General features: G+C 67.2%; 14 protein-coding genes. 6 read left to right on the forward strand and 8 right to left on the reverse strand.

Annotated elements, in window-relative coordinates; all coding sequences use genetic code 11:
* Positions 1 to 58 precede the first annotated feature (58 nt).
* Positions 59 to 448 (reverse strand): TraR/DksA family transcriptional regulator, encoded by a 390-nt coding sequence (locus AC1D02_RS13225; protein WP_477317532.1) that lies wholly within the window; start codon positions 446 to 448, stop codon positions 59 to 61.
* Between the two features lie 66 nt (positions 449 to 514).
* Between AC1D02_RS13225 and AC1D02_RS13230 the strand changes: the two genes are divergently transcribed.
* Both AC1D02_RS13230 and AC1D02_RS13235 read left to right on the forward strand, forming a co-directional pair.
* Entirely contained in the window at positions 515 to 1,249 is a 735-nt protein-coding gene (locus AC1D02_RS13230) for an SOS response-associated peptidase (protein ID WP_477317534.1), read from the forward strand.
* A gap of 211 nt (positions 1,250 to 1,460) precedes the next feature.
* On the forward strand, positions 1,461 to 3,011 hold the full coding sequence (locus AC1D02_RS13235; protein ID WP_477317536.1) for a sensor domain-containing diguanylate cyclase: 1,551 nt from the start codon (positions 1,461 to 1,463) through the stop codon (positions 3,009 to 3,011).
* Here the strand turns inward: AC1D02_RS13235 and AC1D02_RS13240 are convergent, their stop codons facing one another.
* From AC1D02_RS13240 to AC1D02_RS13260, 5 genes are all read right to left on the reverse strand, one after another.
* Positions 3,012 to 5,384 carry a bifunctional diguanylate cyclase/phosphodiesterase gene (locus tag AC1D02_RS13240; RefSeq protein ID WP_477317538.1) on the reverse strand — a complete coding sequence of 791 codons (2,373 nt, stop codon included), beginning with the start codon at positions 5,382 to 5,384 and terminating at the stop codon, positions 3,012 to 3,014.
* Positions 5,385 to 5,401: 17 nt separating this feature from the next.
* A complete protein-coding gene (locus tag AC1D02_RS13245) occupies positions 5,402 to 5,689 on the reverse strand; it encodes a hypothetical protein (protein WP_477317541.1) in 288 nt (95 codons plus the stop codon).
* A gap of 144 nt (positions 5,690 to 5,833) precedes the next feature.
* Positions 5,834 to 6,262 carry a hypothetical protein gene (locus AC1D02_RS13250; protein ID WP_477317543.1) on the reverse strand — a complete coding sequence of 143 codons (429 nt, stop codon included), beginning with the start codon at positions 6,260 to 6,262 and terminating at the stop codon, positions 5,834 to 5,836.
* Positions 6,263 to 6,478: 216 nt separating this feature from the next.
* Entirely contained in the window at positions 6,479 to 9,175 is a 2,697-nt protein-coding gene (locus AC1D02_RS13255) for a bifunctional diguanylate cyclase/phosphodiesterase (protein ID WP_477317545.1), read from the reverse strand.
* 122 nt (positions 9,176 to 9,297) lie between these two features.
* Positions 9,298 to 10,602 (reverse strand): NRAMP family divalent metal transporter, encoded by a 1,305-nt coding sequence (locus tag AC1D02_RS13260; RefSeq protein ID WP_477317547.1) that lies wholly within the window; start codon positions 10,600 to 10,602, stop codon positions 9,298 to 9,300.
* A 169-nt stretch (positions 10,603 to 10,771) separates the two neighbouring features.
* Here AC1D02_RS13260 and AC1D02_RS13265 point away from each other — a divergent pair, with 169 nt between their 5' ends.
* The 4 genes from AC1D02_RS13265 to AC1D02_RS13280 all read left to right on the forward strand — a co-directional run bounded on the left by AC1D02_RS13265 (position 10,772) and on the right by AC1D02_RS13280 (position 15,898).
* On the forward strand, positions 10,772 to 11,965 hold the full coding sequence (locus AC1D02_RS13265) for an aminotransferase class V-fold PLP-dependent enzyme (RefSeq protein ID WP_477317549.1): 1,194 nt from the start codon (positions 10,772 to 10,774) through the stop codon (positions 11,963 to 11,965).
* 3 nt (positions 11,966 to 11,968) lie between these two features.
* Positions 11,969 to 12,520, forward strand: coding sequence for an NAD(P)H-dependent oxidoreductase (locus tag AC1D02_RS13270; protein ID WP_477317551.1), 552 nt, complete (start codon positions 11,969 to 11,971; stop codon positions 12,518 to 12,520).
* Entirely contained in the window at positions 12,510 to 14,327 is a 1,818-nt protein-coding gene (kefC, locus tag AC1D02_RS13275; protein ID WP_477317553.1) for a glutathione-regulated potassium-efflux system protein KefC, read from the forward strand. Before AC1D02_RS13270 ends, kefC begins: the two co-directional genes overlap by 11 nt.
* 179 nt (positions 14,328 to 14,506) lie before the next feature.
* Positions 14,507 to 15,898 (forward strand): FAD-binding oxidoreductase, encoded by a 1,392-nt coding sequence (locus AC1D02_RS13280; RefSeq protein WP_477317555.1) that lies wholly within the window; start codon positions 14,507 to 14,509, stop codon positions 15,896 to 15,898.
* Between the two features lie 66 nt (positions 15,899 to 15,964).
* Here AC1D02_RS13280 and AC1D02_RS13285 read toward each other — a convergent pair whose 3' ends face one another.
* Together AC1D02_RS13285 and AC1D02_RS13290 are read right to left on the reverse strand one after the other, a co-directional pair.
* Positions 15,965 to 17,092: an aminotransferase class V-fold PLP-dependent enzyme gene (locus AC1D02_RS13285; protein ID WP_477317557.1), complete on the reverse strand. Its 1,128-nt coding sequence runs from the start codon at positions 17,090 to 17,092 to the stop codon at positions 15,965 to 15,967.
* Between the two features lie 21 nt (positions 17,093 to 17,113).
* Positions 17,114 to 18,280 carry a formyltransferase family protein gene (locus AC1D02_RS13290; protein ID WP_477317559.1) on the reverse strand — a complete coding sequence of 389 codons (1,167 nt, stop codon included), beginning with the start codon at positions 18,278 to 18,280 and terminating at the stop codon, positions 17,114 to 17,116.
* Positions 18,281 to 18,282 lie beyond the last annotated feature (2 nt).

Here is an 18,282-nt window from a genome sequence, read left to right on the forward strand (position 1 = left end):
CACGAAGGCATTTGGAGCCGCGGCCCGGAACCTCGGGTCGGGTCCGGCGGACCCGACCCTACCGCGCGAACGCCGCAACCGTGCCCGCTTCGATTTTCTGCTGGCACTCCAGGCAGGTCTGCGACGCCGGCGCGGCGCGAAGGCGCGGCAGCGGGATTGGCGCGCCGCACACCACGCACATTCCGCCCGCGCCGAAGTCGATGCGCTTGAGCGCCGCATCGATCGCCTCGAGCTCGTCCAGCGAATGGCGCAGCAGCGCCCGCTCGGTCTCGCTCAGCTGCTCGGCGGCGGCGCGGCTGTCGCCGTCGGAAAAATAATTGATCAGCTCGCGCTGCTGGTCCTCGTCGCGGCCGGCCAGGTGCGCACGGATCGCCTCGAGCACGGTGGCGCGCTCGCGCCGCAGCTCGTTCTCGAGTTCCTCCACGTCGGAAGGCGTCAACTGTCTCATGGCTGTCCTTTGAAATCGGCGTCAAGCGCCAGCATCAAGTGTCGCGCCAGAACCGCCCGGGGGTCTTTGACGCATATCAAACAGGCGGCGGCCGGTCCGCCGAAAACGCGCTACCATATCGCCATGTGCGCCAACTACACCCCTACCCGCCTCGACGCGATCAGCCAGCACCATGGGCTGGAGCGCGCGCTCTTCAATTTTCCCGACGAAGCCTTTCCCGGCTACCTGGCGCCGATCATCCGCGAATCGCGCGAGGTCGCCGGCGCCATCGAATGCGTGCCGGCGATGTTCGGCATGGTGCCGCACTGGGCCGACACCAAGCTGGCGCGCCAGACCTATAACGCGCGCACCGAAACCGTGGCCACCAAGCCGTCGTTTCGCAACGCCTGGAAGCGCAATCAGTTCTGCATCGTCCCGGCCGACAATTTCTTCGAGCCTTGTTACGAAACCGGCAAGCCGGTGCGCTGGCGCATCTCGGCGGCCGCGCAAACGCCGCTGGGCATCGCCGGGATCTGGGAATGGCGCGCTTCCGGCCCGGACGGGCTGCCGCTGCTGTCGTTTTCGATGCTGACGATTAACGCCGACGGCCACCCGCTGATGGACCGCTTCCACAAGCCGGGCGACGAGAAGCGCATGCTGGTGTTGCTGGAACCGCAACAGTACCAGGGCTGGCTCGAGGGCGCGCTGGTCAACGAGGAAGAAGTCTATCGCCCGTGGGACGCCGACAAGCTGGTGGCGGTGGCCGACCCGATGCCGCCGCGCGGCAGCAAGGCGAAAGCGCCGGAGCCGGTCCTGTTCTGAACCCGGCTTGGCTGCCTGCCAACGTCGCATAATAACGTCAGGAAATGGAAATTTCCTCCTGGAATTTGTTTCACGCGGATTGAAGTGAGGTAACATCCGCTCACACGCCTAATCCTTGCGTCCCGAATCCATTCAGATCCGTTTCGCGTCGCGAGGAAATATTGAACATCCAGCCATTCCCCATTCCGTTTTTCAGCTTTGCTTGTTCGCCATGAAGCCCGCTTCATCGTCGCCGACCACTGCCGCACCGCCGCCGCGCAAGCGGCGCGCCTCCGCGGCCCGCATTGCCAGCTTGTTCCTGGCGCTGGTCTGCCTGTCGCTGCTGGCGGTGCTGGGCGGCAGCCTGTGGTCGGCCCGTGAAGTCTCGCTCGCCGAGGGCTACACCGATACTGTCAACATGGCGCGCGCGCTGGCCAATCACGCCGAAGGCGCGTTCGACCTGGTCGATACCATCCTGGCCGGCGTGGTCGAACAGGTCGACCACGACGCGCTGGCCCGCGAACCGGAACGCCTGCGCGCCTACCTGGCCGACATGGTACGGCGCACGCCTTCGCTGCAGGGCCTGTTCCTGTACGACGCCGGCGGCGAATGGCAGCTCAACTCGCTGGCGAACCAGCCGCGCGGCGTCAACAACGCCGACCGCGAATACTTCATCTACCACCGCACCCATCCGGACCTGTCCGCGCATATCGGCAACCCGGTGCGCAGCCGCTCCAGCGGCGTGTGGATCATTCCGGTATCGCGCCGCATCAATCGTCCCGACGGTTCGTTCGGCGGCGTCGCACTGGCCACCGTGCGGGTCGACTTCTTCCGGAAGTTCTACGAGAGTTTCGACATCGGCCCCAAAGGCACCATTTTCCTGGTCAGCGACGCCGGCCGCTTCCTGATGCGCCGTCCTTTCAGCGAGGCCGACCTCGGGCGCGACATCAGCAAGGGCCCGGTCTACAGGATGTGGCAGCAAACCGGCGACACCGGCAGCGCGATCCTGGTCTCGGCGGTCGACGGCGTCGAGCGCCTCTACACCTACCATCACGTGCGCGGCTATCCGCTGATGGTGGGGGTGGCGCTGTCGAAGGCCGAAGTGCTGGCCCGCTGGCGCACCACCGCCATCGCCAGCGTGGCCGGCACCCTGCTGCTGCTGGCGATGCTGCTGGGACTGGGCTCGCGCCTGATCCGCCAGCTGATCGTGCGCGACCGGCTGCAGAAGGAGCTGCGCGACGCCCAGACCGCGCTCGAAGCGACCAACGCCTCGCTGGAAAAGCTGGCCCTGTCCGATGGCCTGACCGGCCTGGCCAACCGGCGCCATTTCGACCAGCGCCTCGGCGCCGAGTTCAAGCGCGCGCAGCGCGACCAGTCGCAGGTCGCGCTCGTGATGATCGACGTCGACTACTTCAAGAAATTCAACGACCTGCACGGCCACGTCGAAGGCGACGCCTGCCTGCAGATGGTGGCCCACGCGGTGCAGTCGGGGCCGCGCCGTCCGGGCGACCTGGCCGCGCGCTTCGGCGGCGAAGAGTTCGCGATCCTGCTGCCCGACACCTCGCTGGAAGGCGCGATGGCGGTGGCGGAATCGGTGCGCGCCGCGATCGCGGCATTGAAATTCGCCCACGGCGCCAGCCCGTTCCGGGTGGTCTCGGTCAGCGCCGGCGTGGCGACGCTGACGCCGGCGCGCGGCCAGCATCCGCGCGCGCTGGTGGAAGCGGCCGACCGCGGCCTTTACCGCGCCAAGGCCGAAGGCCGCAACCGCGTCGCACGAGCCTGATTACGCGAACGCCAGGCGGTTCTGCGCAAACAGCGCCAGCGCCGCGTCGGCGTCGATCGGGCGGCTGAACAGGAAGCCCTGGTATTCGTCGCACGCCATCGCGCGCAGGATCGCCAGCTGCTCCGACGTTTCCACGCCCTCCGCCACCACGCCCAGTTTCAGGCCGTGCGCCAGGTTGACGATCGAGCGCACGATGGCGGCGCTGTCGGCGTCCTTGCCCAAGTCGCGGATGAAGGCGCGGTCGACCTTCAGGCGCTGCACCGGGAAGCGCTTCAAATAGGCCAGGCTGGAATAGCCGGTGCCGAAATCGTCGATCGACAGTTCGACGCCGAGCGCGCGGATCTCGCGCATCAGGCTGTCGACTTCCTGCTCGCGGCTCATCAGCGCATTCTCCGTGATCTCCAGCTCCAGGCTGCCCGGCCCGACCTCGCAGCGCTCGACGCACTGGCGGATCATCGGCAGCAGGTCCTTCTGCGAAAACTGGCGCGGCGACAGGTTGACCGCGACCTTGACCTCGACGCCGGCCCGGTTCCAGGCCTGCAGCTGGCGGCAGGCTTCCTGCAGCGCCCAGGCGCCGATCGGGATCACCAGGCCGGTGCGTTCGGCGATCGGGATGAAGCGCACCGGCGACACTTCGCCCAGCACGGGATTGGTCCAGCGCAGCAGCGCCTCGAAGCCGACGATGCGCCCGCCCGCGGCGTGCACCTTGGGCTGGTACAGCAGGTGGAATTCGTGGCGCTCGAGCGCGCGCCGCAGCTGCGCCTCGACCATCAGGCGCTCATCCAGGTCGGTCTGGGCGCGCTCCGAATAAAAATGAATGGTGTCGTCGATGTCGATGCCGGCGCGGTTCAGGGCGCTGTCGGCGCGCCGGAACAATTCGTCGGCGCTGTCGCCGTCCTCGGGAAAAATCGCCACGCCGATCACCGGTCCCAGGTAAAACTCGCGCCCGCCCACCTTCAGCGCGCCCGACAGCGTGCGGTGCAGCTCGATCGCGTACTGCTCGAGGAAGTCGCGCCCCTTCTCGGCCTCGATCACCACCGCGAACTCGTTGCTTTTGGTGCGCGCCACCGCGGCGGCGCCCGGCAGCAGGCCCTGGAACACGGCGCCTACCTGCTTGAGCGCTTCGTCGCCGGCCGCGTGGCCGAGCAGGTCGCTCACTTCCTGCACCCGCTCGAGCGCGACCACCAGCACGCCGACGCAGGTGTGGCGCGCCGCCGCGCCGGCCAGTTCCTGCTCGAGCATGCGGCCGAACTGGCCGCGGTTCGGCAGGCCGGTCAGCAAATCGTAGTTGGCCACGTAGGCCAGGCGCCGCTCGGCCTTCTGGCGCTCGGTGATGTCGGTCAGGACGCTGACGATCTGCTCCTGGCCGGCCGCGTCGACCAGTTTGGAGCTGAGCTGGATGACGGTGCGCTCATGTCCGCTGCCGTCGCGGATCTCGGCGATCGCCTCGCTGGTGCGGCCGGCGCGCAGTACGTCGCGGTAGCGCGCCTCGCGCGCGCGCGAGCCGCCCGGATCGAGCGTCTCGCCCTCGTGGCTGCCCACCAGCGCGGCGGCGGCGCGCCCGACGAAGCGGCTGAACGCCTCGTTGAGCATGACGATCTTGTGCTTGCTGTCCAACACCCAGATCGGCGTGCCGACCGAATTGAGGATGGCGGCCAGGTAGTCGGCGCTCTTCTTCTCGCGCGCCTCGCTGGCCGCCAGCTGGCCGATCAGCGTGAACTTGCGGGCCGCGTCGCGCGCCACCCGCCAGGCCAGGAAGATCACCGCCGCCGCAATCAGCAGCAGGGAAATGATCGCGGTCCACACGCGCCCGTACCACGACGCCAGCGCATCGGACTGGTCGGTGCCGGTGATGATCACCAGCGGATAGCCGCCCACGGCGTCGTAGCCGTACAGCCGCGGCTTGCCGTCGATCGGGCTCATGGCGGCGAAGGCGCCGCGGTCGCCGGCCGGCAGGTGGCGCGCGAACAGCGGCGTGTCGGTGAAGTACTGGCCTATCCCTTTCGGAAAATTCGGCCCGCGCACCAGCATCCTGCCGTCGCGGTTGAACAAGGTCACCGAGCCGCCCTTGCCCAGTTCGACCAGGCTGTAGATCCGTTCGAAGCGCTCGGAATCGGCTTGCGCGACGATCAGGCCGGTGCGCTTGCCCGCCGCATCCACGGTGGGCCGGGTGAAGTTGACGATGCCGCGCCCGGTGACCGGGTCGATGTTGGTGATGGTGATCCGCAGCGCGTCTTTGGTGGAGCCGAGGTCCATGCGCACCTGCTCGGGCGTGGGTGCCGGCACCAGGGTCGGCTTGCTGGTCACCGCGTCGGCGATCAGCTTGCCGTCGGGGTCGTACAGGTAAATGCCCAGCAGGTACTCCTGGGCCATCGGGTTGTCGGAGAAGTTCAGCAGCGGGTTCGGCGCATGGCCGGGCGCCTCGCGTACGCGCGCTCGGCCTGCAGCATGACGTTGTCGACCCCCTGCGCCACGCTGAAGGTCTGCGCGGCGAACGCGATCGACAGGTTGCGAAGGTTGGTCATCTCCTGGCGCAGGGTGTCGCGGTAGCTGACCAGCAGCACCGCCGCGGTGGCGCCGATCAGGACGACGATGAGCGTCGCGGTGGCGAGCACCATCCGGGCCAGCGGATAGGGCCGAATCGTCGAATTCGCTGGCGGGACGCGGGACAAGGGCATGGCTGACGTTGGGCGCACATCGTTTGACAAGGAATGATATCTATCTTACACCCTTGTAATGCGCACCCCGGCACGGCTGCGCCCGTCCAGCCCACCGCGTCCATGACAGACTGCTCAGTTCGGCCTGCCGGCGCAGCCCGTCCCTTACCGCTGGGCCAGGGAGGCCCTGACGACGATGAACTCGGCCACGGTGGCGTCCGGCCGGTAGCGCATGACCATGTCGTTCTGGTCGACGCCCAGGTTGAATTCCATCGCCACGTTGCCGTCGGCGGAGATGAACTTGTCGGGCGACAGCGGCAGCATCTCGATCTTGCCGCGGCCGTTGATGTCGGCGTACACCTTGCGCCAGTCGGGGGTGACGTCCAGCGTCCAGCCGTTCGACAGTTCATACAGCCCGCGCACCTTGCGCGCCTCGTTGATCTTGATCGGATATTTCGGCATGGCCGAAACCACCTGGATTTCCGGCAGCACGCTTTGGCCAGGCGCTGCCGGCAAGTCCTGGGCGCCGGCGCCGCTGGCGGCGCACAGCATGACGAGGGAAGAAACGGAAATCAGAAATGATGAGTTACGCATGACGGGCTCCTGGCTGAATCGGCCGCAATCGCCGCGCCCGCCATGGCGCGCACAGCACTAGCCACAGTGCGCATGTGCGCCGTGACCCGCGCCAGTTGCCGGTCGACTGACGCTGGTTTCAGTCTAGTCCGCTCCCGCCCGGCGGCAAGCGGCCATCGCCTTCATGACAAAAATGTCCTCGCGGCCGCCGTCTAGGACAAAGATGCAATGACGGGGTCACACCGCCGGCGACAGCAGCAGGCTTTGCGACGGCGCCGCCGCCTGCGGGAAGGAAATGAAATAGCCCTGCACTTCGTCGCAGGCGAGCGCGCGCAGGATCGCCAGCTGGCTGCCGGTCTCGACGCCTTCGGCCACCACCCGCATGCCCAGCGCGTGGGCCATCGTGATGATGGCGGTAAACAGGATCTTGCCCTGCTCGGTTTGTTCGATGCGGCTGGTGAAGGCCTTGTCGACTTTGAGGATGTCGAAGTCGAGCAGCTGCAGCTGGGCCAGCGACGAGTAGCCGGTGCCGAAGTCGTCGACCAGCAGCTTGATGCCGAGGTCGCGGATCTTCGACAGCGATTCGAGCACGTGGCTGCTGCCGCCCATCATCGATGACTCGGTCAGCTCGATCTCGAGCAGGTTCGCGGGAATGTTGTGGCGCGCCATCGCGCTCGAGAAGATGCGCGCGATGTCGGTCTCGTTGAACTGGCGCGAGGAGATGTTCACCGACACCGGCACCACGCCCTCTTCCTTGGCCACCCACTGCGCCAGCTGCTCGCACACCTTCACCAGCACCAGCTCGCCCAAACGCACGATCATGCCGGTCTTCTCGGCCAGCGGAATGAAGTCCTTCGGCTCGAGCAGGCCGCGGGTCGGATGCTGCCAGCGCACCAGCGCCTCCATGCTGGTGGTGCGGTTGCTGGCCAGGTCCATGCGCGGCTGGTAGTGGATGACGAATTCGTCGCTCTCGATCGCCATCCGCAGCTCCTGCTCGTATTCCAGCTCGCGCCGCAGCGCCTCATAGAACTCCGGATCGAAGAAGCGGAAGCTGCCCTTGCCGCTGGTCTTGACCGAGTACATCGCCACGTCGGCGTTCTGCAGCAGGCTGGCAGCGTCGTCGCCGTCGCTGGGAAAGCTGCTGATGCCGATCGAGGTGCCCAGCACCGCGGTGCCGCCGATCAGCTTGAACTTCGGCTTGAACGCGGCGATCACGCGCTTGGCGACGATCGCCGCGTCCTCCACCCGCAGGTTGTTTTCGAGGATGACGACGAATTCGTCGCCGCCGATGCGGATCACGTTGTCGTGCGGGCGCACCGCCTCCTTCAGCCGGTGCGCCGCGTGGCGCAGCAGTTCGTCGCCGGCCGCGTGGCCCATGGTGTCGTTGGCGGCCTTGAAGCCGTCCAGGTCGATGAACAGCAGCGCCAGCGTCTGGCGGCTGTCGCGCGCGCGCACGATCGCCTGCGGCAGGTACCACTGCAGCCAGTGACGGTTCGGCAGGCCGGTGAGCGCGTCGTGGTTGCTGCGGTGCTCGAGCGCGGCCACGTGCGCCTTCGATTCGGTGATGTCGCGCAGCGTGATGGCCAGCTTGCCGTCCGAGCGCACCGCCTTCAGCTTCATCCAGCTCGACCGGTCGGATCCCTCGGGCTGGAATTCCAGCTCGCCGTCGTAGGAGCCGGTATCGACGGCGATGCGCAGCACCTCCATCACGCGCGAAAAAGTGTCGTCGCGGTACAGGCCGGAGAAGCGCCGCCCGATCAGCGTCTCGCGGCGCTGGTGGCAGATCGCCGCGCCGTGCTGGTTGCAGTCGATCACCTCGAAGTCGTCGACCGAGCCGGCGCCGTTGTACATGGTCGCCAGAATGAAGAAACCGTCGCTCGATCCCTCGGTGGCCATGCGATAGGTTTCGCCCGTGCGCTGGCTTTCACGCTTGCGCCAGGTCAGGCGCAGCAGGAAGCCGGTCAGCACCGTCGCCAGGCCGAACAGGACCGCCGTGGCAGCGGCGGACTGCGCGATGGCCTGCCTGACCGCCGCATCGAACGGCGCCATCGTGCGCGCCTGGTCGAGTCCCACGAAGGCCACCAGCGGGTATGGGCCGGCCCGGTGCCAGCCGAGGTAGCGCGGGCGCGCGTCGGCGAACCAGCCGGCGCCGGCCAGCATGGCGCCTTCGTTGCCGGACAAGAAGCTGTCGTTGCTGCCCGCCAGCGCCGGCAGCATGATCGGCCTGGCGCCGCGTGGCTCGGCCGCGGCCACCAGCAGCGGTCCGCCGACCGCCGACAGGCCCAGCACGCCCCCGGGAACGAAGCGGTGCAGGAAGAAGTTGACGGTCAGCTCGTCGGCGTCCACCTGCAGCAGCGCGACGCCGTCGAACTGGCCGTCGCTGTCGCGCAGCGGCCGCGAGAATTGCATGCCGGCGCCCTCGCTGGAGCCGTTGCCGGTGCGGCTGACCACCAGCCGGTCGGCCGGCGACTGTGCGTGCGCGCGAAAAAAAGCGCTGCCGGCAACGTTCGCGTGCAGGCGCTCGGGCCGGATGGCGGTAATCAGCTTGCCGTCCCGGTCGAAAATGGCCAGGTTCGAGAGAGCGGCATCGCGGTACATGGTCGCCGCCGCGGGCGAGTCGAGCTTCAGCGCGAAGCCCGACAGGGTCCAGCCGTAGCGTAATTGGCGCAGCACCAGGTCGTGCGAGTTGATGGCGCGGGCAGCCTGTTCGGAATAGGCGCGCGCCATGGTCGACGCTTGCTGCATGGAATAGCGCACGCCCTGCTCGCGTTCGGCCCTTGCGCTGCCTAGAAGAAATCCCCAGGTGAGCAGGCTGAGGAACAGCGCCGCCAGCATGCAGGCGGCCACGATGCCCGCGTTCGCAACGATGCTCCCGACCAGGCCCGAGAAAGCCTGGAGGGCACCCTGCTTGACGACGCCACGCTGGGATCGCATCCGGAAACACCCGACAAGAATATGGAACGGTGATCCGCCTTTCGCAGGCGAACAATGCAAACCATGTAATTATCAGTATAAAAACTTTACCGGAATCGCGGCGCACGCCGCGGGCGGCCGGCCTAGGCCAGGTTGGTGACGAACATCGCCGTCACGGCGGCCGCCATCACCGCCGTGCAGGTCCAGCCGAGCACTTTCAGGCGCCGCGTGATCACCAGCCGGCCCATCACGTCGACCCGCGAAGCCATCAGCATCATCACGGCCATGACCGGGATCGAGATCACCCCGTTGATTACCGCGCTCCAGTACAGCGCCTTGATCGGATCGATCGGCGCGAACACCAGGCCGACGCCGGCCAGGGTCGCCACCACGATGATGCCGTAGAACTTGGGCGCCACTTTCGGTTCGTGCTCGAGGCTGTTCTTCCATTTGAAGGCGCCGGCCATCGCGTACGCGGCCGATCCGGCCAGCACGGGAATGGCGAGCATGCCGGTGCCGATGATCCCGAGCGCAAACAGCATGAAGGCGAACTCGCCGGCGATCGGGCGCAGCGCCGTCGCCGCCTGGGCTGAAGTCTCGATCTCGGTCGCGCCGTGCATGTGCAGGGTCACCGCAGTGGTCAGCATGATGAAGAAAGCGACCAGGTTGGAGAAGCCCATGCCGATGAAGGTGTCGAGCTTGATCCGGTTGAAGCCGGCGCGGGCCTCGCGCGGCGCCTTCTTCAGCGGCTGCGCATTGTCGTCGGCACGCAACTCCTCGACTTCCTGCGAGGCCTGCCAGAAGAACAGGTAGGGGCTGATGGTGGTGCCGAACACCGCGACGATGGTGGTGATGAAGGCCGGCTTCCACGGCAGAGCCGGCAGCACGATGGCCTCCCTCGCCACCCGCTCCCACGGGATGTGGACGACGAATACGGTGGCGACGTAGGCCAGCAGGGCCAGCGTCAGCCATTTCAGCACACCGACGTAGCGCGAGTACGGGATGAATACCTGCAGCAGCACCGAGATCAGGCCGAAGCCGACCGCGTACAGCTGCGCCGGGCCGCCGGCCACCAGTTTCATCGCGTCGCCCATCGCGGCAACGTCGGCCGCGATGTTGATGGTGTTGGCCAGCAGCAGCAGGCCGACCAGCGGGTACAGCAGCCAGGCCGGGTAGTGGCGCCGGATGTTGGTGGCCAGGCCATGGCCGGTGACCCGGCCGATGCGCGCGCTGACGATCTGGATGCCGACCATCAGTGGATACGTGATCACCAGCGTCCACAGCATGCCGAAGCCGAACTGCGCGCCGGCCTGCGAATAGGTGGCGATGCCGCTCGGATCGTCGTCGGCGGCGCCGGCAATCAGGCCGGGGCCGAGCTTGCTGACCCAGTTCTCTTCCGCGGCCGGCTCCTGCGACGGTTCGGGTTCGGTGATCTTTTCCGCGTGCATGGTGCTCCAGTGAATAATTAGGCGTCACGCGACACCTTAGCCAGATGTACCGCACTCGACTGTGCGCTTCCTAACCAACTCTCAAATCACGGCGCCGCAGGCAATTGCCGCCGCCCGCGCCGAATTGGCATTATTATTTGTCATCCCATCACCGCCACAGGAGCCGAACTTGCCGCTGTCCCCTGCCCCGATCGCCCCCGACGACGAAGCCCGCTGGGCCGCGGTGCGCGCCCAATACGCGGTGTCGCCCGATTTCATCAACCTCGAAAACGGCTTCTTCGGCGTGCAGGCGACGCCGGTGCACCAGGCGTTCCAGCGCTACGAGGCCGAGCTGAATCGCGAGAACTCGTACTTCATGCGGGTCCGGTTTCCGGACCGGCTTGCGCACGTCATGCGGCTGCTGGCCGATTTCACCGGCGCCGCGCCGGAAGAACTGCTCATCACGCGCAACCTGATGGAGTCGTTCAACATCCTGCTCCAGGGCTATCCGTTTGCCGCGGGCGACGCCGTGCTGATGGCGGACGACGATTACGATTACGTCATCGACACGCTGGAGATGGTCGCGGCGCGCAAGCAGCTTGCGCTTACCCGCGTCGATCTGCCGCTGGACCCGGACAGCGACGAACAGATCGTCGCGCTCTACGAGCAGGCGATCACGCCGCGCACGCGCGTGCTGCTGGTGACGCACATGCATCATCGCACCGGCCAGGTGATGCCGGTGCAGAAAATCGCCGCGATGGCGCGCCGCCACGGCGTGGACGCGATGGTCGATGCGGCGCACTCGTTCGCGCATCTCGATTACCGGCTCGCCGAACTCGGTGCGGACTTCGTCGGCGTCAACCTGCACAAATGGCTCGGCGCCCCGCTCGGGGTCGGGCTGTTGTATGTACGCCGCGAGCGCATCGCCGATATCGCGCCGCTGTTCGGCGACGTGCGGCACGCGGCGAGCGACATCGGCAAGCTTGGTCACGTCGGCACGGTGCCGCCCGGGCCGATCCTGGCCATCGAGGACGCCCTCGCCTTCCATCGCTCGGTCGGCGCGCGCAACAAGGAAGAACGCCTGCGCTACCTGAGCCAATACTGGCAGGATCGCCTGCGCGGCCTGCCCGGCGTGCGGATTCTGACGCCGCGCGACCCGCGGCGTTCGTGCGGGATCGGCGCCTTCGCCATTGACGGCATCGCCGCGGCGCAGGTGGTCGAACAGCTGATGGCGCGCCACCGCATCTTCACCGTCGTGCGCGACATCGCCGGCGCCGGACAGGCGGTGCGCGTGACGCCGCATCTTTACACCAGCATCGGCGAACTCGATGCGCTGGTGGCGGCGATCGGCGACATGGCCTTGCCCGGCCGACGCGCGGCGTAACACATGAACCCCAACCGCGTGCTGGTCCTGTTCGCGCACCCGGCGCCTCACCTGTCGCGCGTGAACCGCAGGCTGGCGGAGGCGGCGCGGCTGGTCGAAGGCGTCTACCTGCACGACCTGTACGAAACCTATCCCGACTTCTACATCGACCCGGCGCGCGAACACGCCTTGCTGGCGCAGGCCGATACGCTGGTGTTCCTGTTCCCGCTGCGGTGGTTCGGCATGCCGGCGCTGCTGAAGGAATGGGTCGACGTGGTGCTGCGCGATGCCTGGTCCGGCGCGCCGGCGGCTTCCGGCCGGCGCTTCTGGCTGGCCACCAGCACCGGCGCCGGCGCCGCCGACTTCGCGCCAGGCGGGCGCCAGGGATACGCCGACTTCCTCGCGCCGTTCCGGCAGATGTCATCCGCCTGCGGCATGGAATGGATCGCGCCGCTGGTCCTGCATGGCGCGCACGACGTCGCCCCCCTTGCGGTAGATGCGCATGTAGAGCAGTTCGGCGCGAGCCTGCGGCAATTGGCCGGCCATCCTTTTGCGATAGGCGCCGATGGAACATAGCCTCCTGATCAACGCGCTGGTGTATCTGACCGCGGCAGTGATCGCGGTGCCGCTCGCCAAGCGCTTCGGCATGGGCGCGGTGCTCGGCTACCTGCTGGCCGGCGTCGCCATCGGCCCGTGGGGCCTGCGCCTGGTGGTCGAAGTCGAGGACATCCTGCATTTCTCCGAATTCGGCGTGGTGCTGCTGCTGTTCATGATTGGCCTCGAACTCGAGCCGAAGCGCCTGTGGTCGCTGCGGCGCCCGATCTTCGGCTGGGGAGGCGCCCAGGTCGCGGGCGTGGCGGCGGCGCTGGCCGGCGCCGCACTGCTGCTCGGGGTCGACTGGAAAGTGGCGCTGATCGCCGCGCTCGGACTGTCGCTGTCGTCCACCGCGATCGCACTCGCCACGCTCGACGAGCGCAACCTGCGCAACACGCCGACCGGCTCGGCCGCCTTCTCGATCCTGCTGTTCCAGGACATCGCCGCGATCCCGATGATCGCCATCGTCCCGGTTCTGGGCGTGGCGGCGGCCGAGGGCAGCGAGAAAGGCTGGCTGGGCGGCGCGCGCATTGCCGTCACCCTGGTCGCGCTGGTGCTGGGCGGGCGCTACCTGCTGCGCCCGATCCTGCGCACCATCGCCAGGACCGGCATGCGCGAGATCTTCACCGCGTTCGCGCTGCTGCTGGTGATCTCGATCGCGCTGCTGATGCAGTGGATCGGCATGTCGATGGCGCTGGGCGCCTTCATGGCCGGCGTGCTGCTGGCCGATTCCGAGTATCGCCACGCGCTCGAATCGGACCTCGAACCGTTCAAGGGCCTGCTGCTTGGGCTGTTCTTCATCGCGGTCGGCATGTCGGTGGACTTCGGCGTCTTCCTCGCGCGGCCCGGCCTGGTCCTGATGCTGGTGGCAGGCTTCCTGGCGATCAAGATCGCGGTGCTGTATGGGCTGGGCAAACTGTTTGCAGTTCCGCGCAGCCAGCAGGCGCTGTTCGCGTTCGTGCTGTCGCAAGGCGGCGAGTTCGCCTTCGTCGTATTCGGCGCGGCGGAGACGGCCAAGGTGTTCAGCGCCGAAGTGGCGGCGATACTGGTGGTCGTGGTCGCGCTGTCGATGGTGGCCACGCCGCTGCTGCTGCTGCTGCACGACCGCCTGCTGGCGCCGCGCTGGCGCGAAGCGAAGAAGCGGCCGGCCGACGTCATCGAAACGCAGGAAGACCACGTGATCATCGCCGGCTTCGGGCGCTTCGGCCAGATCGTCGGGCGCCTGCTGCGCGCCAACCAGATTCCGCTCACGGTGCTGGACCACGACCCGGACCAGATCGAGTTCCTGCGCAAGTTCGGCATGAAGGTGTTCTACGGCGACGCGACGCGGGTCGACCTGCTGCAGGCGGCCGGCGCGGGCAAGGCGCGCGCGCTGATCGTCGCGGTCGACAGCATCGAGGACAGCCTGGCGCTGGTGGACGCGGTGCGGCGCAACTTCCCCGACCTGAAGATCATGGCGCGGGCGCGCAACGTGTCGCACCTGTACGACCTGATGGACCGCGGGGTGTCGGTAATCGAGCGCGAAACGTTCGAGTCGGCGCTGCAGCTTGGCCAGAGCGTGCTGCGCCACCTCGGCTTCGGCGCCTACCGCGCACGCCAGGCCGCGCAGAAATTCAAGCTGCACAACATCCAGAGCCTGCACGCGGTGTATCCGTATTACAAGGACCAGGAGCAATTCATCTCGATGGCGCGCCAGTCGCGCGATGAGCTCAACGAAATGTTCGCGCGCGACCTCGCGGCGCTGGAAGAAGAGAAAAGCAACTGGAACGACGGCGACAAGCTGCAGTAGCAATTAGCCTGTCGTACCTGCGCAGGCAGGTGCCTATACTGAACACGCCTCCACCTACCTCTCGCTCAGCATGGGTACCTGCCTGCGCAGGTACGACAAGCGATGGGTCCCATCTCCCTTGTATCCGCGTTTTCGCTCACTATGATTAAAAGAGTGAGCCAAAAATGGGGAGGTGCGTGATGGACACCGTGACGTCGGACCAGGTCAAGGACTTTCGAACCAAGCTGCGCGGCAGCGTCCTGTCGCCGGGCGATGAAGGATACGACTCGGCAAGACAAATCTGGAATGCAATGATCGACAAGCGCCCCGCCATGATCGTGCGCTGCGCAGGTGCGGCCGATGTGCTGGCAGCGGTCAATTTTGCGCGGGACAGCAAAATGCCGCTGGCGGTGCGCGGCGGCGGTCACAACATCGCCGGCAGCGCCTTGTGCGACGACGGCCTGGTGATCGACCTGTCGGCGATGCGCTCGGTGCAGATCGAGCCCACGAAGCGCCGCGCCTACGTGGAAGGCGGCGCCACCTTGCGCGACTTCGACCACGAGGCGCAGGCGTATGGCCTGGCCACGCCGCTCGGCATCAACTCCACCACCGGCGTCGCTGGCCTGACCCTCGGTGGCGGCTTCGGCTGGCTGAGCCGGATGCACGGCCTGGCCATCGACAATTTGATTTCGGCCGACATCGTCACCGCCGACGGCCGGCGCCTGCACATCAGCGAGTCGCGCGAGCCCGACCTGTTCTGGGCGATCCGCGGCGGCGGCGGCAATTTCGGCGTGGTGACCAACTTCGAATTCGAGCTGCATCCGGTCGGTCCGGAAGTGACGGCTGGCCTGATCGTGTTCCCGCTTGCGCAGGCAAAGTCGGTGCTGGCGCAGTATCGCGAACTGGTCGACACGATGGGCAACGACATCGCCATCTGGGGCGTGCTGCGCAAGGCGCCGCCGCTGCCCTTCCTGCCGACGGAGTGGCACGAAAAGGAAATCCTCGCGCTCGCGCTGTTCTCGCCCAGGAAGCCTGACGAACTGCAGGACGTGATCTCCAGGGTGCGCGGCTTCGGCCAGCCGGTCGGCGAGCACGTCGGCGCCGTGCCCTACACCGCCTGGCAGCAGGCCTTCGATCCCTTGCTGGCGCCGGGCGCGCGCAATTACTGGAAGTCGCACAACTTCGATGTGCTGACCGACGATGCGATCGACGTGATTGTCGACTATGCCGGCAGGCTGCCGTCGCCGCAGTGCGAGATTTTCCTCGGGCTGATCGGCGGGCAGGCCAGCGTGCTGTCGGCGACCGCCACCGCGTATCCGAACCGCAGCGCGCTGTGGGCGATGAACGTGCACACGCGCTGGGAGAATCCGGCGGAAGACTCCACCTGCATCGCCTGGGCGCGCGAGTTCTTCAAGATGTCGGCGCCGTATGCGTCGGGCAGTGTGTACATCAACTTCCTGACCGCCGATGAATCGGACCGCATCGCCGATGCATATGGTCCGAACTATGGGCGGCTGGAAGCGATCAAGGCGAAGTACGATCCGCAGAACCTGTTCCGCGCGAACCAGAATATTCGTCCTGCGGCGCATTAGCGTCGGCGTCAACTTCGGGGTCAGGTCCGCCGGACCTGACCCCAGCCCTTGGGCAGCGACCCGTGATTACTCCACTTTCTCGAGCGCCTCGGCGAACGTCGCCACGGTGCGCTCGATGTTGTGCAGCTTGTCGAGCCCGAACAGCCCGATGCGGAAGGTCTTGAAGTCGGCCGGCTCGTCGCATTGCAGCGGCACGCCGGCGCCGATCTGCACGCCCGCCTGCACGAACTTCTTGGCCGACTGGATGCCGTCGTCGTCGGTGTAGCTGACCACCACGCCGGGCGCCTCGAACCCCTTGGCCGCGACGCTGCGGAATCCCTTCTGCGCCAGCAGCGCGCGGATCCGGTCGCCCAGTTCCTGCTGCTCCGCGCGCACCTTGTCGAAGCCGTAGTCCTCGGTCTCCTTCATCACGTCGCGCAGCGTCGCCAGCGCATCGGTCGGCATGGTCGCGTGGTAAGCGAATCCGCCGCCTTCGTAGGCTTCCATGATCTGCAGCCACTTGCGCAGGTCGCAGGCGAAACTGGTGCTGGTCGTGCTGTCGATGCGGTCGCGCGCATGTGTGCTGAGCATGACGAGCGCGCAGCATGGCGAACCGCTCCAGCCTTTTTGCGGCGCGCTGATCAGCACATCGACGCCGGTCGCTTCCATGTCGACCCAGATCGTGCCCGATGCGATGCAATCGAGGACGAACAGGCCGCCCGCGGCGTGCGTGGCGTCGGCGACCTTGCGCAGGTAGTCGTCCGGCAGGATGATGCCCGACGATGTCTCGACGTGCGGGGCGAACACCGCCGCCGGCCGGTGCTTCGCAATCGACGCCACTACTTCATCGATCGGCGGCGGCGCGAACGCGGCCTGCGTGCCCTGCTCCACCGGCCGCGCCTTCAGCACCGTGCAGCCGGAAGGAATGCTGCCCATGTCGAAAATCTGGGTCCAGCGGTAGCTGAACCAGCCGTTGCGGATCACCAGGCACTCTTTGCCGGTGGCGAACTGGCGCGCCACCGCTTCCATGCCGAAGGTGCCGCTGCCGGGAACCACGATCGCCGACTGCGCCTTGTAGACTTGCTTGAGCGTGCGCGAGATATCGCGCATCACGCCCTGGAACGATTGCGACATGTGGTTGACGGCGCGGTCGGAATAGACCACGGAATATTCGAGCAATCCATCGGGATCGACGTCGGGAAGGAGTCCTGGCATTTTTCGCCTCTTGTTGGTGAGTTAGGGTTGGCGCACGCCGGCCGCGCGCCGTTCGTCCAGCGCGATATCGACCATCATTTCGCTGGCCAGCACGCCCAGTTCAGCGCGCAGGCCGTCCACCGGCAAGCCGGCCGGCACCAGCAGGTGCGCGCCGATCCGGAATGTCTGTTTGCCCGAGACGCCGCTACGCAGGATCTCGGTATGCAGGTTTTCGATGCTGATGCCGCGTTCGGCCAGCATCCGTGTCAGGCGGCTGACGATGCCGACGCGGTCTTCGCCGACCAGTTCCAGCTCGAAGCCGCGCAGGGCATCGGGCACGATGGCGCCGGCGCTGCTGGCAACCACCACCTTCAGGCCGCTCGATTCGAGCTGGCGCAGCGATTCGGCCAGCGCATCGGCGTGCTCGCGCGGCACCTCGAAATGCACGGTGCCGGCGAATTCGCCGGCAAGGCGCGTCATGCGGCTGGCCGCCCAGTTGGCGCTGTAGCGCTGCGCGCGGTCGGCCAGCAGGTTGACGATGCCGTGCCGGTCGGGGCCCACCACGGTCACCACCAGCGACGCGTGCGCCGGCGTTTCCTCCGGCGTCAGCACGACCGAGCGCTTGATCATCATCGCCTTGGTGGCGAAGCGCGGATCCTGCGGGAAGGCCGGCACGGCGCCTTCGATGCGTGCCTGGTGCACCACTTTCGACAGCAGCGCGATGCCCATCGGCGCGAGCGCGCGCTCCCACAGTTCGCGCGCCGTTTCGCCCTTCAGCACGAAGCACCAGTCCTGGGCGGCGATGGCGCCGGCGTCCCAGCCGTCGGCCAGGTGGTAAATCGAGCCGCCGGCAACCGGGTCCCCTTCGAGGATGGTCCATTCGACGGCGGCGATGCCGCGGTGGCGCGGGAGCAGCGAAGGGTGATAGCCGATGCCGCCAAGGCGCGCGCGCGCCAGGGCGCCGTCGCTCACGCGCGCGTGGGTGTGGGCGGCGAGAATCAGGTCGGTGCCTTCGGCGATGGCTTCGGCGGGAACGATGCGCGGGTTGGCGAGAATGTGGACGGGGATGCCGGCGGCGCGCGCCGCCACGGCGAGGCGGTCATCCTCGGCCGGAGCGACGATGCTGGTGAATTCGATGCCCTCTTGCTTGCGCAGCGCCTCGAACACCGACGCGGCAAAGAAACGGGAGCCTACCAAAGCGCATTTCATTC

The organism is Massilia sp. P1_C10, from assembly GCF_056406475.1.

Excerpts from the sequence above, each read along its gene's own strand:
- AC1D02_RS13225 (WP_477317532.1), bottom strand. The coding sequence starts at position 448 with ATGAGACAGTTGACGCCTTCCGACGTGGAGGAACTCGAGAACGAGCTG.
- AC1D02_RS13235 (WP_477317536.1), top strand. The coding sequence starts at position 1,461 with ATGAAGCCCGCTTCATCGTCGCCGACCACTGCCGCACCGCCGCCGCGC.
- AC1D02_RS13240 (WP_477317538.1), bottom strand. The coding sequence starts at position 5,384 with ATGGCCCAGGAGTACCTGCTGGGCATTTACCTGTACGACCCCGACGGC.
- AC1D02_RS13245 (WP_477317541.1), bottom strand. The coding sequence starts at position 5,689 with ATGCCCTTGTCCCGCGTCCCGCCAGCGAATTCGACGATTCGGCCCTAT.
- AC1D02_RS13250 (WP_477317543.1), bottom strand. The coding sequence starts at position 6,262 with ATGCGTAACTCATCATTTCTGATTTCCGTTTCTTCCCTCGTCATGCTG.
- AC1D02_RS13255 (WP_477317545.1), bottom strand. The coding sequence starts at position 9,175 with ATGCGATCCCAGCGTGGCGTCGTCAAGCAGGGTGCCCTCCAGGCTTTC.
- AC1D02_RS13260 (WP_477317547.1), bottom strand. The coding sequence starts at position 10,602 with ATGCACGCGGAAAAGATCACCGAACCCGAACCGTCGCAGGAGCCGGCC.
- AC1D02_RS13270 (WP_477317551.1), top strand. The coding sequence starts at position 11,969 with ATGAACCCCAACCGCGTGCTGGTCCTGTTCGCGCACCCGGCGCCTCAC.
- kefC (WP_477317553.1), top strand. The coding sequence starts at position 12,510 with ATGGAACATAGCCTCCTGATCAACGCGCTGGTGTATCTGACCGCGGCA.
- AC1D02_RS13280 (WP_477317555.1), top strand. The coding sequence starts at position 14,507 with ATGGACACCGTGACGTCGGACCAGGTCAAGGACTTTCGAACCAAGCTG.
- AC1D02_RS13285 (WP_477317557.1), bottom strand. The coding sequence starts at position 17,092 with ATGCCAGGACTCCTTCCCGACGTCGATCCCGATGGATTGCTCGAATAT.
- AC1D02_RS13290 (WP_477317559.1), bottom strand. The coding sequence starts at position 18,280 with ATGAAATGCGCTTTGGTAGGCTCCCGTTTCTTTGCCGCGTCGGTGTTC.